Raw genomic sequence first — 13,947 nt, 5'->3', positions numbered from 1 at the left:
CAACGGAGTGCTGGTTGGTGCAGGCGCGGGCCTTCTGGGCGCGTGCGACGGTGCCAATCCTGTGTCCCATGTAGCGTACTCTGCGCGACCCGCATGGGACGGCCCCAGCGGGATCGGCGAATATGCCGGCTCCAACGGCAATACGTGGCATACGATGCAAGCGGGCCATGCGATCCGGGATGGCGAATATCATGGCGACCGGATCCCTTCGGGCCGCGGCGAGCATTACGATCTCGTTGTCGTAGGGGGTGGCTTCGGCGGTCTTGGGGCGCTTAACGCCTTTCGCAAGGAGCGCCCCGAGGGCAAGGCGTTGCTGCTCGACAATCACAAGATTTTCGGAGGTTACGCGAAAGCCAATCAATTCGAGGTCGATGGCTACAAAATAGAAGGCGCGCAGGCATCGCTGAACTTTATCGCGCCGCAAACGCCCGAAGAGGACGCATGGGCCGTATGGAATGATCTCGGCCTGCCGCGTTCGTTCGAATTCGCCAGTCGCGAAGACGATGCTTCGGACACGGTTTTTGCCGCTTCGAGCAGCGGGCCCCTCTACGTGGGAGAGCAGAGCGCCACGACTGGCTATCATTTCGGAGACGAGCGGTTCGTGATCGACATGTGGCGTGACGATCTTGCGCGCGCGCCATTTTCAAACGAGACTAAGCGAGCGCTCCTATCGTTGCGAGACCGCAAACGCCTCGGCACGCCGGAGGGCCGGGAGGCGCGCCGGCTCGACTCGATGACCTTCGCCGAATTTGCGAGCGAGGAATTTGGAGCGACGCCCGAAGCGCTCGAATTCGTCACCAAGGGCATGTGCATAACGGGGCCACAGATTTCCGCCTATGGTGCGCGAGCACTTCCGGGACTCGAGCGCTATCCCGAGGGCAGTCCGGGCGCGCAGTTCGCCGAGCGTTTCGTCAGTTTTCCGGCGGGAAATACGGTTCTTGCGCGCGGATTGGCGAAGCTCGCCGTCCCTGAAGCCTTTGGGGACGGTGGCGCGGCGCGCAGCTACGGGGATCTGGACCAGTCTTTACTCGATCGTCCGGCGAATGCGATCCGCATTCGCAGCGGTGCGACGGTGTATCGCGTCGCCAATCGAGCCGATGGCGCAGTCGATATCGCCTACGAGAAGGATGGCGAGGAGCGCGCGGTGACAGCCGACGGCGTGGTCCTGGCGATCGGCGCATGGGTCGCCAAGCATATCCTGGCCGACATCGAATCCGAGCGATACGCCGCGCTGTCGCGCTATCATTATTCGCCGATACTCATGGTCAACATCGCCCTTCGCAACTGGCGTTTCCTGGACAAGCTTGGCATTTCGGCGGCGCGGTGGTTCAAGGGCCTCGGCTTTTACGCCAGTATCCGTAAACCAATGGTCTGGGGAGGGGAGGCTCTCGCTCCTTTCCATCCTGACAAGCCGATCGTGATGACGCTCTATGCGCCTTTCCCGATGGCCGACCTCCCGCTCCAAGCTCAGGGCGCTGCTGCGCGCATGAAGATGTTTGAGACGCTCTTCGCCGAATACGAGGCGGCAATCCTCGAGCAGCTGATGGAAATGTTCGGCCCCGCCGGTTTCGATATTCGGCGCGACGTGGCGGGCATCGTGCTCAACCGCTGGGGACATGGCTTCGTGACGCCGCCGCCCGGTTTCTTCTTCGCAAAGAAGGGCGAAACCGCGCCGGTCGACATCATGCGGATACCGCATGGTCGCATAGCTTTTGGTCAGAATGGCCTTGAAAGCTGGGCCGGGGCGGTGGCAGCTGGCGAACGGGCCGTGCGACAATTGCTCGATGCTTGACTGCTAATGCAAAAGCGTTACCCGTTAAAGGATGATGAGATGGAGGCGGGGCGGATGAAATGGGACCAGGATCCCGAGGTGCTTTCGCCTGTCGGGCGGCCTATAGGCGAACAACTGGAAACCGGCCCGCCGCGCCAGAAGCTCGAGGGCTTCGAGCCGGTTTATCGCGATATCATCGATTATATAGCCCGCTGCACGCACCGCATCTGGGAAGAGAAGAATATCGGCCTGTGCCGTACGCATTACAGCAATGATTGCGTCATGCACACGCTCGCCGGACCCTCGGTCGGCGCGGAAGTCGTAACCCAGAACACAGTCGGGGCGCTTTCCAGCTATGCCGATCGCATCGTGATTGCTGAAGACATTATCTGGAGCGAGGATGCTCCGGGTGAATATTACAGTTCGCACCGCATCACGAGCCGCGCGACCCATTTCGGCGATGAACCGATGGTCGGCCCGGCCACCATGCGCAGCACCGGGGTCGCGACGATCGCCGACTGCAAAGTTATCGCAAACAAGATCGTCGAGGAATGGCTGGTGCGCGACAACAGCACCGCGCTCTGGCAGATCGGGGCCGATCCGAAGGCGATTGCCAGAAAGCTCGCCGAAGCCGACCGCGAAGGCGATCAGGCGCGTCATGGCTGGCGAGAAGAAGCCATCGCCGCGACGAGAGAGTTGGACGATGTCGATATTTCCCGGGACAATCCGGCGATACCGCTCGCACGGATGCTGAGACAGGGCTTTGCCGACGACCTCTATGGCGAGGCAGCGGCGATGCTGTCTCCCTCGGTCGAAGTGCGCTGGCCTTCGCGCAGGCACGGTTTCGGTCGCGGTTTCTGGATCGGATGCCTGATGCAGATCTCGAACGCGATGCACGATCGCGCCTTTCGCTGTGAGCACGTCGCCGCCCGGCCACTGCCCCACGGAGATACGGCTGTCGCCATTCGCTGGTCCCTCGCCGGAACGCACAGGGGGGCAGGCGTCTGGGGGGAAGCGAGCGGCAGGGAGCTATACCTGCTCGCCGTGTCGCATTATCGGCTGCGAGCGGGAATCGTCGTCGAGGAGGCGACCGTCTTCGACGAGGTTTCGGTATTGCGGCAGATCTTCGGAGGGCTTGGCGCATGAGCGGCCTTGCCAATCTCGAAACGCTCGCGCGCGGAAACCGACCGGAAAATGCTGGTCTGCTGGGCACGGCCAAACTGTCTTGGTCGCGCGTCGATCGGCTGAGTGAAGAGGACATTCTCGCGGTCTTTGCGCGCCATCCCTTCGATGCGGATGAAAATGCGCTCAAGATCGAAACGGAAATGGGCGCGGCAATCGTGAGCGATAGGGGCGCGTTGATTGCCGATTTGTATGGAGGAAGGATCGGCCGTCTTTGGCGGATCGGTGACGAAAGGGAGGAGGAGCGGGAACCCGTCCTTCATGTCGCTTTCGACACGGATATGGACCAGGGGCGGACCACGTCGGTTCATTTCAGGCCTGAAGATCATCCGGAATTGCCGCCTGAAAGGCACGAGATGATTCTTGGACTCGTTCAGGAGTTGGTCGATGAACAGCGCAAGGCCGGCGCGTTGCGCGTACGCGCCTTTGTGGTTCGCGCATTCGGCGAGGGACGAGGTGCGGCGGCACTAGTGTCGCTGTTCTCGCTCAGCAGCACCGGGCAGCGCTCCGCCAATATGGACTACGCCGTTGTCGCGTCCGATACCCATGAACGTAAATTTGCGGTGGTAGCGAAGGGCGGCTCGGGCGACTGGACGCCGCGTCTATAGGTCTGTCCAGGGCTCAAGAATGTCGACGCGAAGGGCAATCGAAAGCGCTCGGTAAAACGTCGGCGGTCTTCAAAGTTGTTTCGGGCGAAGTTTGTTCGCGCCAACGGTTCGCCAATTTCCAATGCTGTGCGCTGCTTCGATCCCATAAAGGGCGGTAGAATATCGTGCGGGTCCTCGGTTGCGATATCGAAGACCGGTTAAGCTTGATCACGCCCCCCCCCGGGGATTTGAATTGGTTGGTGCTGCACTGCTTTCCCGACACGATAGCCCAGAACCAGGCTGTTTGGAGTCAGCTCCGCTGAAGACCCTTTCACTCCTGCGCTCCCTTCTTCCACATCGCTCGCGGAATACTCTTGTAGCGACAGTCCCGATGCAACCCATTCAGGAAATAAAAGACTATATCGAATGCGAGTCCTAGTTTAGGAAACGCAGGGACAGACGCATACCAAAATGTGCCAAATCAAGTGTTTACCGTTCTAATTCGAGTCCTTTTCTGGCATCATCTACCCTTCGTTATTCGCCCTGTAAGCAGCTTCTCGTCATCCGCATCTTTCGGCAGCGAAGAGGGTCAATCGCTCGCCGGCCGCTTCGTTGCGGGCGGCGGTTGCGCGGGCGGCGCGTTCGATGATGTCGCAGGGCATGGGAGCGGCGTCGGCGAGCGCGCCTGTGATGATGTCGACGAAAGTCTGGGGCGGCAGCAGTTGCACCCCTCTTTGAAGGAAGGGCGCGTGCCAGCGCGGCGAGGCGCGCAAGAGATCGATCATGGTAGCGCGCGCCAATTGAGCGTCGTTATCGAACAGGGTCGGCCCGAGAGCGCGCAGCATGTCGCTCGATTCGGGCGAGAGCAACAGCAACGCGGTATATCGCCGCACGGCCTCTTCGTCGGCTCCGCCGGCGATCGCCAGCCGCAACATGGCTTCCTGCGATGCCCGGTCGCGCCAGCCGCGCTGCGCGGCAGCCTGAATGGTTTGCGAGCCGCCTACAAGATCCCCGGAGGCAAATTGCGCCTGCGCCAGTAGCCGCAGATGTTCGGCCGGCAGGGGGCGCTGGCGAACGAGGTTGCGGGATCGCTCCAACGCCAGATCGGCATCGCCCGCGCGTAGGGCTTCGCGCGCTCCGACTTGCAGCGCAATACTGCGCAGCGGCGAAGGAATGGCCGTTGCGAGCGCCGGGCTCTCGAAGCTTCGACGGTCGAGTTGCAACGCGGCGGTGCCGAGTGCCACCGTCGCGATCAGCGCCCACCAGACGATCCGCCCGATCATCGCGTGGCCTCGAGCCGCTCGAAGCCGAAGCGGGTCAGGAGCAGGAGACCCACTGCTGCGCCGGCAAACATGGCAAGATTGCGCAGCGGGTAATCGGTGATCGATTGCAGAGCGATGGCCAGCAGGATTGCGCTGCCGCTCCAGGCGATCCAGCGGCCCGGCGCCCGCCGTGCGTACCAGCTCGCCCAGGCGATAAACACCAGCCAGGCGAGTACCAATGCGGCGCCTGCGAAGCCCGCCTCGATCACGATCTCGATATAGTCGTTATGCGCCCGCCCGGCGCGACGCTGCGTCAGGTTCTCGAGCGATTCGTCGAGTTGGAAGACTTCGTCGAACGTGCCCATGCCCGATCCGGCGGGCCAGTATTTGTCCGCACTGTAAGTCGCATCGTCCCAGATATAGGCCCGCGCATCGACACGGTCGGTAGCGAAACGTGCCGCAAGGTCGCCGATGCGCCCCGGCGCGGCGAAGGCCAGACCCGCGGCGAGAACGGCGAAAAGCGCGGCTGCGCTGAGAGCGATCGCGATCCCCCGCCCGCGTCGCTCCTTTTCGCGCGGCTTGCTCCACCACACATGGCCGAGCCGGACCGCGTATAGCGAGACGGGGATGAGCGCGAGAACACTGGACGTGCGCGAGCGCGTCAACAGCACCCCGACGATCAGCAGCGCGCCAAGCACGAGACGGACGAACAGGCTCGCGCGGGCAAGGCGGGTGGGCAGCGGCAACAACAAAGCGAGCGCCAGACAGGCGACGAGGAACAGGCCGGTCGAATTGCGATTGGCGAATGTGCCGAACAGAACGCCGGGCATCTCTATCTCAGGATAGAGCAATGCCTGTTCGCCGTTCGAGAGCACCTGAAGCGTGCCCCATCCGACATTGACAAGGCCAAGTGCTGCCACCGCCCAGCCGAGGGTAATGAGGTCGCTCTGACGCAGGCTCCAGCCGGGGACGAGGATCGCCAGCGGGACCAGCAGCGCGCTCGCTGCGATCAGCGTGCGGTGCGGATCAATGCTTAGCGGCATCCAGGCGGTGCCGCCCGTCAGAACGTGCGACTGTTCGACCGCTTCGCGTGCCGGAAGCAGCGTCCAGGCGGGGGGAGGGAGCGGGACCGCTTGAAGAAGCGGCAGGAGCAGCGACAGTACGATCAGGACGGCGAGGGTGCGGGGCAGGGCTTTCCACCCGGATGCGAAGGAGCCTGCGAGCGCTGCCATCACCGTAAGTGCGGCCAGCTGAACGGTCAGATTGGCGAGCGGGTATTTGGATCCCCCGCCGCCGAACAGCACAGCCACGGCTACCAGTGCGATTACGGCGATCGCAGGTTTCGACATGCGCATCATGCGCCGATCACCGGCCCTGCTCGTTCGCCGCGTAACCGCGTTTCATAACTTCATCCTGAGTAAGCGCGGTCCGGCGCCGATTGTCCTATGGCCTCGTGCTTGCACGAGGGAGGAAGTGACGCAAAGAAAAAGCGCCCGGGAGACGCTCCCGCGCGCTTTCCGTAAATCTATGATCCCGTTCGCCCGGCGAAGGATACCGTCAGGTGCCCGGCGACTGATCGGGATCGGGTGCGGGATCGTTATTCTCGTCATCCGTAACGACGACCACTGTTGCGATGACCGCTGCGGTAGCGGCGGCGGCTGCGAACAGGAGTCCGATAGGAACGCCCACCACGCCTTCACCTTCGGCATCGCGGCCAAGACCCGGCTCGACCGACCCCCCGCTGACGAAAACAGGCGCGTTCTCGCTAGCACGCGTATTGTCGTTCGCGCGGGTGTTTGCGCTCGCCGCGATCGGCGCGAATGCCATGCCGGCGGCCCCAGCCGTCAGCAGCAATTTCGACATGATGTGGCGCATGAAACTTATCCTTCTAACTCAAAACTTTGGGTATCTGTTTACCGCAATGCCGCATTTTACGCAAGCATCGGTTCTGGAAAGGTAAACGGGCAGGACGCACCATTGATCCCGGAAAGCCACGCGTCGATGCGGTGGTCAACGGTCGATGCGGGTGGTCACGGGGCGTGCATGTCAACTGGCGCCTGCTTCACCCGGCGCGTCTCTCGATTCTCCCAGCAACAATTCGTAGCGGGCAATATCGCCGCCAGTCACCACTTCGCCGTCGCAGACCAACCAAGCATGGGCGCCGAATTCGCCACCGGCCGGCTTTTCCACGCCGAGATGGATGATTCCGGCGCTGCCATGCGAGGCGAGCCAGTCCTGAGCTGCGATCGCCTGAACAAGGCAGTCGCTGCGCCACGGCAGACGCCGCGCGATACGGGGGAGAACGAACGCGATGCGCGCGCGCTCCTGCGATATGGCGCCTTCACCGCCGGCTTTCGCCCGGTCAGCCGCCGCCTCGTTGCGCGCAAGGATTGTCTGCGCATCGACCCGGCGAAAGGTCCAGCGTGCCCTGGCAAGACTGGCCAGCGCGCGAACGCCATAGGCAAAAAGCCAGGGCGCATCACGCCAGCCAGGCGCGCCTTTTCGCTTGAATGCCTGCGATGTTTGCATGAAGGCGTGTTCTCTTTTCCCGCAACGCGCCCCGCCGAGGGGTTTACGCGCCATGCCATAGCGACGGCCGCTGTGCCAAGCGCTAGGGCTGCGGCGCAGAAGTAGTGAGCGGGACCGGGAAAGGCGAGGATAATTGGCGGCGATCGGGGCCATTTTCGAGCCGGGCGGGGACATGGCAACGCTGCGCGAGCGCCTGACCGAGTCGCTCGGCCGGTTTCCGCACGATGTCGAGCGGATCTGGTCGAACGAAACGATGATGGTCGCCGGCTGCCTTAACCATACCCATGGCGGCGAACCCGGCTTTGCCATCAGCGCGGATGGCAAGGTCGCGGCGATCCTGGACGGCTATTTGATGAACCCGGACGAGTTGGTGACCGACCTCGAAGCGCGGGGCGTCGTCCTCGACCTACCCGGCGACGCGCAGATCGCGCTGCGAGCCTACGAAGCCTGGGGCGAGGATTGCGCCAGGCGGATGCTTGGCGAATTCGCTCTTATTATTGGCGATGGGCGGCAGGGGCAGTTGTTCCTTGCGCGCGACCATATCGGGTTCTTCCCGCTCTATTATCGCATGGAAGGCAAACGGCTGATTGTAGCCTCGGACTTCGCGACCATCACGGCGCTCAGCCAAACGCCGCCGCGCCCCGATCCCATGTTCCTGGCGCAGACCATCACCAACCGCTGGTATTTGCGCGAGGCGACGCCGTGGCGAGGGGTCAAGCGGCTGGTCCGCGCGCATGTCGCACATTACGCCGGGCGGAGCCTTGAAACCCAGCGATACTGGACGCCGCCGACCGAGGTCTCGATCCGCTATCGCCGCGACGAGGATTATGCCGAACATTACCGCGAGCTGCTGATCGAATGCGTGAAAAGATGCGGGCGCTCGGACCACCGTGTTGCGGTGGCCTTGAGCGGGGGACTCGACAGCTCCGCAATCTTCTCGATCGCGCATCTGTTGGATCAGCGGGACGAATGGCCTGCACCGGGCTTTGCCGCCTACACCCTCGCCGCGCGCGAGGGCGAGAACGCCTATGAGCTGCCTTATGCCCGCGCCGCCGCCGCCTTTTGCGGAGCGCCGCTGGCAGAAGTGCCGCTCTTCGATCCGGACATCGACTGGTATACGAAGGATGCGCGCTGGCACCGCGATCTGCCGATACCCTCGAATGGGGCGATGATGCTCGACATGGAGCGCCGGATGGTCGCGGATGGCTGCCGTGTCGTTCTCAATGGCAGCGGCGGGGACGAATGGCTGCAGGGGCCGAGCCACTATCTCGCCGAACATCTGCGCGCGGGAGAGTTTGACGGATTCTTTCGCGCGTTGAGTGAGGACGCCGGCGCGGATGGCTGGCCGCGGTCGCTGCGCCGAGCGGTTCACCAATCGGCGGCGGAATATGCGCCGCGATGGCTGAGAGCGCCGCTGCGCAAGGCTTTGCGCGCCCGGCGGCGTCGGCGCGATGCGGCGATGTCATGGTTGCGGCCCGAATGGCGTGAGGCGCTCGGCGAAGCGCAGGAGACCTTCGAGGCCTCGCTTCCGGACAATCCACTCGCGTGGTCGAAGGTCAATCTCGCCACCACGCCTTTTGGTGACCTCGCGCATCAGATGATGGGGCGGCAGCGGGCGAAGATCGGTCTGCACTCGCGCCACCCGATGCTGTCGCGCGCCTTCATCGAGTTTTCCGCGCGCACGCCTGCGCACATCAAGCGACGCGGGGCGATGCGCAAGGTGGTTCATCGTCAGGCAATGGCTGGTCTCGTAGCGCCCGAAGTGCTCGAGCGCGAAACGAAGGCCAATTTCACGAACACGAACATCGATACGCAATTCGCCGCCTATGTGCGCAAGCATGCCGGGGAACAGCTGTCGCTTCTATGCGTTGAAGATAAGCTAAGTTCGATCCTCGATGTCGACTTCACGTCGGAGGACGGTGACTTCTGGGCCTGGGAAATCTGGGGCCTTTACGCATCTGCAGCATTTTTGTATGATTGTGAGACTGCTACAAGAACGTAACAGGATAGAATTTCGAATGAAAAAGAGTGAAAGCAAGAGCACTTATGAGAGCCCGCGCCTGACGGTGTTCGGTTCCGTGCGCAATTTGACCGGCGGGAGCCAGACGCGCTTTCGCGACGGTGCCGTCACGTCCAGCCGTTCCTGAGGAACCGGCAGCAGCAGACCCCTAAATCGTCGGTTTATCAAGGCGTTGCGCGGATGCAGCGCCTTCGTTTATGTGCGCGAACCTGTGCTCATACCAATGGGTGCGCGCTTTTAGCATTTCCAAGACATGCCGACGATATGCATGCTGGACCATCCACCTTACATGCGTTCGAGGGCTCTGTAGAGGTGTCGCCCGTGCGCTCCGCTTTGTCCTTTCGGCCGCAAGTTATTTGATTCGTTTAGAAACTGGCTTGTTCGTCCGCCCGTGTGGTTTTTGCGCTTAACGGCCTGCCGCTTTATGTCGGCTGATCCGACGATCGCCACGCGGCTGGTCCTTCCAGCTGCGAAACGTTAGGGCCATTGTCCCAAGATGTCCTGGTCGCTCCAGCCCCCCCGCGCGCAGCTGCCACTCGCCGAGAGCCCGTATGATCGCTGGGTCGCGCCTTCGGGTGCATGCGTGGCAGAGTTTCGGCGGCAGAACGGCGGGCACCACCTCCGCTTCCCGCAACAGGTCGATTTCGAAATCGCATGCGCGGGCGATGAAAACCGCTCCGCCGAGGTGGTCTGCTATCCGGTGCCGGAATACGACGAGATGCGGGCGCACACGCTCTATCGCAACGCCATCGTTCCGCTGCTCGGCAATTTCCGGGGCGGACTGTTCCTGCATGGCAGCGCGGTGCGCGTGGACGCGAATGGCGTTGAGGGGGCGGGGGCAGTCGCTTTTCTCGGCCTCTCGCGCAGTGGCAAGACGACACTGGCCGGCGCCTTCGCGCGTTGTGGTCACCCCTTTCTCACCGAAGACGTAATCGAGCTCGAGCGCACCGACGGCGCTTACCTGCTCCAGCCAAAACATACACCGCTGCGGCTGTTCGCTGATAGCGCTGCCCACCTCCTGAGCGACCAGATTGCAAACGACGCGATCAACGAGAAACGCGAGATCGAGTCCGACGATACACTCCCCTTCGCCGCACACGCGGCACCGTTGCGACACATTTATATCCTGGGCAAAGATCACGCTGCGACGCTTGCTACCAGGAAGCTGTCGCTCTCCGAGGCGCTGCCTGCGATCATGCCGCACGCCTTCATCCTCGATGTGGAAGACAAGGTCCGACTGAAAGCGCATTTCGGGCGGCTGGCCGATCTCACCCAGCATATACCTTGCTACACGCTTGACTTCCCTCGCGACTATTCGGAACTGCCGTCGGTTATGGAACACGTGCTCGAACGATATCGCCAAGGACCGGAGGCATGAGCGCCCGGGTCGCTGGCGAGCGTTTCAAGATCTCAAGCGAAGTGGTGGCGCGCGAGCTTGGCGGGGAAGCCGTCCTGCTCGATCTCGAAAGCGGGCAATATTTCGGTCTGGACCCGGTCGGATCGCGTATCTGGACGCTGCTTGCGCAGACGCCGCTTACGTTGGCCGAACTCGCCGACCGGATCGAGGAGGAATTCGATGCCCCTCGCGCGCGGATCGAGAGCGATCTCGAAGCCCTTATCGCCGATTTGCAGGCGCAGGGTCTGATCGTTACCAGCGCCGCGGCGAGCTAGTCTGCGACCTCTATTTCGGCGATCGTCCCGCCCTCGCCGATCCGCACGATGCGGTCGGCCAGCGTAAGGCTTGCCGGACGATGGCTGATGATGATCGTCGTGCGACTGGCGACCGCTTCGAGGCAGTTTTCGACGAAACGCGCCTCGCTTTCGAGGTCGTACATCGCCGTCGCCTCGTCGAGAACGATGATCGGCGGATCGCGCAGCAGCGCACGGGCCAGCGCGATGCGCTGACGCTGGCCCCCGGAAAGGCGCACGCCGTGATCGCCGATCCGCGTCTCTAGACCGTCCGGCAGTTGTGCGATGAACCGCTCCGCTCCGGCGAGCCGCACCGCGCGCTCGATGGCTGCCTCGGCATCGCCAAGCGGCTGCGCAAACCGGATATTCTCGGCCACCGTGCCGTCGAACAGCAGTGCGCGCTGCGGGACATAACCGATCTGGCGGCGCAGCGCCTGTACCTGCGGCCGAGCGATATCGGTTCCATCGAGTGTGATGCGCCCGCCCTGCGGTTCTGAAAAACGCAGTAGCAAACGGATCAGCGTCGATTTGCCGACCCCGTTCTCGCCGGTCAGCGCTACCGTCTCACCCTGCGCGATCGTAAGGTCGAACCCGGTGAAGAGGGGCGGGCGACCGGGATAAGCGAAATGCACGTTCTCGAACGCTATAGCGCCTTCGACGCGGGGCATGGCGCCCCCTTGTGCGTAGCCTGGCTCCGGATCGAGCGCGAGCACGCTTTCCAGTCGTGCCAGCGTACCGCGCGCCATTTGATATGTGCCATACATCCCTGCAAGCGCCCCGATGGGCCGGGTGAGGAGGGCGGCGTAAAGCAGAAAGGCGAAGAGTTCCCCCGCCGACCTTTCGCCGCCCTCCCCCACGCTGCCACTTCCACCGCTTACCAGCAACAGCACCCCGATCGCCGCCAGCGCCGCGGCAAGCGTCATCACCGGTCCGATGAAGGATTTGAGCCGCGCCAGCTTCACGCCCGCCTCGCGTGCTCGACCGGCGGCCTCGGCGAATGCTTCGCTGTGCTCGGCCTCGACGGCGAAAGCCTTGATCGCCGGAAGGATTTCCAGATCGCGCTCGGCGATCGCGATCAGCTCGACATCGGCTGCGCGTACCTTTGCCGACATCGTGCGCAGCCGTCGGCCGGCAAGTTTCGCCAGCAGGTAGAAGAAGGGGATCAGCACGGGCACGATCAGCGCCATTACCGGATCGAGCCAGAACAGGATCGCCACCGCCCCCGCCGCGGTTAGCAGCAGGGCCGGCGCGTTGGCGATGGTGTTGGCGAGAAAATCGCTGAGATTGCCGACTTCGTAGCTGGTCAGCGCCAGCACGTCGCCGGCGCGATGATCGTCGTGAAAGGCAAGCTGCATGGTCTGGACGTGATCGTATATCCGCATCCGCAGCTCGGTCAGAATCTGCAGCGAGGCTTTCTCCGAAAGGTAGGCGGCGGCGATGGTCAGGGCGGTCAGCACGACGAGGACGGCAACGAGGAGCGCGAGCACCAGCGCGAGCTGCCTATCGACCTCGCCGGGTGTGAGCAATCCCGCGATCAGCTGCGCGCCGAGCCATGGCACCGCGAGCGTTGCCGCCGAGGCAAGGATCGCGAGCAGGCTGATCAGCGCCAGTTGCGGCGCGAACCGGCGCGCCCAGCCGAGCCAGAAGGACGAGCTCATCGCAGTCCTCCGCGCTGCACGAGCCGCCGGGCCAACTCGACGAGGTGACGCAGGCGCAGGAGCACCGTGGGCCAGCTGCGCGACAGGGGATATTTGCCAACCAAATGACGGCGCGAGGGAATGGCGCGCGCGGTAATTAGCCGGGCCTTCGTGGCGATGCCGGAAGCGGCGCGCAGATCGGCGAGGAAATGGCCAATCGTGTCCTGACTGGTGAAAAAGTCGGCGACCTCAGGTGCGAGCGGGGCGCTTTCCAGTTCGTCGACGAGTGCTTGCAGCGATGTGGGTGCTCCAACTTCGCCCGCCATCGCCAGCGCCTGCCCAATCATCGGACTGATCCCTCTTTCGCGGCAATCGTGCAGCAGCCGGTCACGCCCGCCCCCCTCGCATTTCTCAGCGAGCAGCGCCAGGTCGACCGACCAGATAAGCCGCAGTTTTCCGCGCATTCGCCCCGCTTCGGCAAAATAGCCGTTCTGTTCGTGCATCGCCTGGTTCAGCACCGCGTGAATGATCATCGTCGCTATGTCCGGGCGCTGCGCGTGTTCGGAGAAACGCGTAAGGGCCGCGCGATCCCGCCACGCGGCTGACGATGGCAGGAGGCGTTGCAGAAAGGGGCGATCGACGACCTGCCAATGCAGATCGATCGTGTGTTCGAACACGCCCGGCGTCCCCGTCTGCCAACTCTCCTGATGGTAGATGCCCGCCGGCCTCTCGCGGCGCTCCCAACCCAAACCTGCGAAGATCTTGCGCGCATCGTCGAGCGCGCTTGGCTCGACGAGCAGGTCGGTGTCTCCGCGCCGGCGTGCGGCGGGTATCTCGTGCACACTGTAGGCAAGAGCGGTGCCCTTGAGGATCACATTGTCGATGCCTGCGCGCGACAAGGCCTCCACGACCTGTGCCACCGTCTTGTGATGTGTCGCCTCCCACAAAGCGAGGAGCCGCGCCTCCTCGGCAATTCGATCGCCCAGGTCTTGCGGCCAGTCGGAAAGCGCCTCGCGCCTCTCGTGGAGCAGATAGGCGATGCCGTGAAAGTCGATCCGTGCCCAGTACGCCTCGTGTTCCACCTCGTTGAGGAAGGCGGGCGGGGCCATGCCGCTGCGCAGTGCGCGCAACGTTTCGCTCAGGAAAGGGTCGATGGTCGCCGCGTCGCTCATTTCGTCATGGTCGCGCAAGGCAAACTCCGGCTCCCGGCCACTTCGCGCTCGGTTGCCGCCCACGGGGGCGGGCGGGCGAGATGAGGGGTTGACCCCTA

Annotated in this window: 13 protein-coding genes; 7 read left to right on the top strand and 6 right to left on the bottom strand. The window is 63.3% G+C overall.

Annotated elements, in window-relative coordinates:
• Nucleotides 1–61: 61 nt before the first annotated feature.
• The 3 genes from V2I30_RS09430 to V2I30_RS09420 are packed head-to-tail and all read left to right on the top strand — an operon-like array spanning nucleotide 62 to nucleotide 3,561.
• The gene (locus V2I30_RS09430) at nucleotides 62–1,792 is read left to right on the top strand and encodes an FAD-dependent oxidoreductase (protein WP_330661888.1); all 1,731 of its coding nucleotides are present in this window, start codon (nucleotides 62–64) and stop codon (nucleotides 1,790–1,792) included.
• A 54-nt stretch (nucleotides 1,793–1,846) separates the two neighbouring features.
• Nucleotides 1,847–2,917 carry an ester cyclase gene (locus V2I30_RS09425; RefSeq protein ID WP_330661887.1) on the top strand — a complete coding sequence of 357 codons (1,071 nt, stop codon included), beginning with the start codon at nucleotides 1,847–1,849 and terminating at the stop codon, nucleotides 2,915–2,917.
• Nucleotides 2,914–3,561, top strand: coding sequence for a hypothetical protein (locus tag V2I30_RS09420; RefSeq protein ID WP_330661886.1), 648 nt, complete (start codon nucleotides 2,914–2,916; stop codon nucleotides 3,559–3,561). Before V2I30_RS09425 ends, V2I30_RS09420 begins: the two co-directional genes overlap by 4 nt.
• 539 nt (nucleotides 3,562–4,100) lie before the next feature.
• Here the strand turns inward: V2I30_RS09420 and V2I30_RS09415 are convergent.
• From V2I30_RS09415 to V2I30_RS09400, 4 genes are all read right to left on the bottom strand, one after another.
• Nucleotides 4,101–4,823: a hypothetical protein gene (locus V2I30_RS09415; RefSeq protein WP_330661885.1), complete on the bottom strand. Its 723-nt coding sequence runs from the start codon at nucleotides 4,821–4,823 to the stop codon at nucleotides 4,101–4,103.
• Nucleotides 4,820–6,151 (bottom strand): O-antigen ligase family protein, encoded by a 1,332-nt coding sequence (locus V2I30_RS09410; RefSeq protein ID WP_330661884.1) that lies wholly within the window; start codon nucleotides 6,149–6,151, stop codon nucleotides 4,820–4,822. Before V2I30_RS09410 ends, V2I30_RS09415 begins: the two co-directional genes overlap by 4 nt.
• 208 nt (nucleotides 6,152–6,359) lie before the next feature.
• A complete protein-coding gene (locus V2I30_RS09405; RefSeq protein ID WP_330661883.1) occupies nucleotides 6,360–6,677 on the bottom strand; it encodes a hypothetical protein in 318 nt (105 codons plus the stop codon).
• 171 nt (nucleotides 6,678–6,848) lie between these two features.
• Nucleotides 6,849–7,331 (bottom strand): lasso peptide biosynthesis B2 protein, encoded by a 483-nt coding sequence (locus V2I30_RS09400; protein WP_330661882.1) that lies wholly within the window; start codon nucleotides 7,329–7,331, stop codon nucleotides 6,849–6,851.
• A gap of 133 nt (nucleotides 7,332–7,464) precedes the next feature.
• Between V2I30_RS09400 and V2I30_RS09395 the strand changes: the two genes are divergently transcribed.
• The 4 genes from V2I30_RS09395 (at nucleotide 7,465) to V2I30_RS09380 (ending at nucleotide 11,022) form a co-directional block, all read left to right on the top strand.
• Nucleotides 7,465–9,333, top strand: coding sequence for an asparagine synthetase B family protein (locus tag V2I30_RS09395; RefSeq protein WP_330661881.1), 1,869 nt, complete (start codon nucleotides 7,465–7,467; stop codon nucleotides 9,331–9,333).
• Between the two features lie 16 nt (nucleotides 9,334–9,349).
• On the top strand, nucleotides 9,350–9,478 hold the full coding sequence (locus tag V2I30_RS09390) for a lasso RiPP family leader peptide-containing protein (RefSeq protein ID WP_330661880.1): 129 nt from the start codon (nucleotides 9,350–9,352) through the stop codon (nucleotides 9,476–9,478).
• A 558-nt stretch (nucleotides 9,479–10,036) separates the two neighbouring features.
• On the top strand, nucleotides 10,037–10,729 hold the full coding sequence (locus V2I30_RS09385; RefSeq protein ID WP_330661879.1) for a hypothetical protein: 693 nt from the start codon (nucleotides 10,037–10,039) through the stop codon (nucleotides 10,727–10,729).
• A complete protein-coding gene (locus V2I30_RS09380; RefSeq protein ID WP_330661878.1) occupies nucleotides 10,726–11,022 on the top strand; it encodes a PqqD family protein in 297 nt (98 codons plus the stop codon). Before V2I30_RS09385 ends, V2I30_RS09380 begins: the two co-directional genes overlap by 4 nt.
• On the opposite strand, the gene V2I30_RS09375 is transcribed toward V2I30_RS09380, so the two are convergent.
• Together V2I30_RS09375 and V2I30_RS09370 are read right to left on the bottom strand one after the other, a co-directional pair.
• The gene (locus tag V2I30_RS09375) at nucleotides 11,019–12,698 is read right to left on the bottom strand and encodes an ABC transporter ATP-binding protein (RefSeq protein WP_330661877.1); all 1,680 of its coding nucleotides are present in this window, start codon (nucleotides 12,696–12,698) and stop codon (nucleotides 11,019–11,021) included. The two genes, V2I30_RS09380 and V2I30_RS09375, sit on opposite strands and share 4 nt — an antisense overlap.
• Nucleotides 12,695–13,849 carry a nucleotidyltransferase family protein gene (locus tag V2I30_RS09370; RefSeq protein ID WP_330661876.1) on the bottom strand — a complete coding sequence of 385 codons (1,155 nt, stop codon included), beginning with the start codon at nucleotides 13,847–13,849 and terminating at the stop codon, nucleotides 12,695–12,697. The genes V2I30_RS09375 and V2I30_RS09370 overlap by 4 nt, the downstream gene beginning before the upstream one ends.
• Between the last annotated feature and the right edge of the window lie 98 nt (nucleotides 13,850–13,947).

Source organism: Erythrobacter sp., from assembly GCF_036351135.1.
Taxonomy (GTDB): Bacteria; Pseudomonadota; Alphaproteobacteria; order Sphingomonadales; family Sphingomonadaceae; genus Erythrobacter.
Note: the sequence above shows the minus strand (reverse complement) of the source record. Positions and strands in the feature narration are given on the sequence as shown.

What these genes read in the sequence shown, in the direction of transcription:
- V2I30_RS09410 (WP_330661884.1), bottom strand. Translation starts at nt 6,151, where the DNA reads ATGTCGAAACCTGCGATCGCCGTAATCGCACTGGTAGCCGTGGCTGTG.
- V2I30_RS09400 (WP_330661882.1), bottom strand. Translation starts at nt 7,331, where the DNA reads ATGCAAACATCGCAGGCATTCAAGCGAAAAGGCGCGCCTGGCTGGCGT.
- V2I30_RS09380 (WP_330661878.1), top strand. Translation starts at nt 10,726, where the DNA reads ATGAGCGCCCGGGTCGCTGGCGAGCGTTTCAAGATCTCAAGCGAAGTG.
- V2I30_RS09420 (WP_330661886.1), top strand. Translation starts at nt 2,914, where the DNA reads ATGAGCGGCCTTGCCAATCTCGAAACGCTCGCGCGCGGAAACCGACCG.
- V2I30_RS09415 (WP_330661885.1), bottom strand. Translation starts at nt 4,823, where the DNA reads ATGATCGGGCGGATCGTCTGGTGGGCGCTGATCGCGACGGTGGCACTC.
- V2I30_RS09375 (WP_330661877.1), bottom strand. Translation starts at nt 12,698, where the DNA reads ATGAGCTCGTCCTTCTGGCTCGGCTGGGCGCGCCGGTTCGCGCCGCAA.
- V2I30_RS09425 (WP_330661887.1), top strand. Translation starts at nt 1,847, where the DNA reads ATGAAATGGGACCAGGATCCCGAGGTGCTTTCGCCTGTCGGGCGGCCT.
- V2I30_RS09390 (WP_330661880.1), top strand. Translation starts at nt 9,350, where the DNA reads ATGAAAAAGAGTGAAAGCAAGAGCACTTATGAGAGCCCGCGCCTGACG.
- V2I30_RS09370 (WP_330661876.1), bottom strand. Translation starts at nt 13,849, where the DNA reads ATGAGCGACGCGGCGACCATCGACCCTTTCCTGAGCGAAACGTTGCGC.
- V2I30_RS09405 (WP_330661883.1), bottom strand. Translation starts at nt 6,677, where the DNA reads ATGCGCCACATCATGTCGAAATTGCTGCTGACGGCTGGGGCCGCCGGC.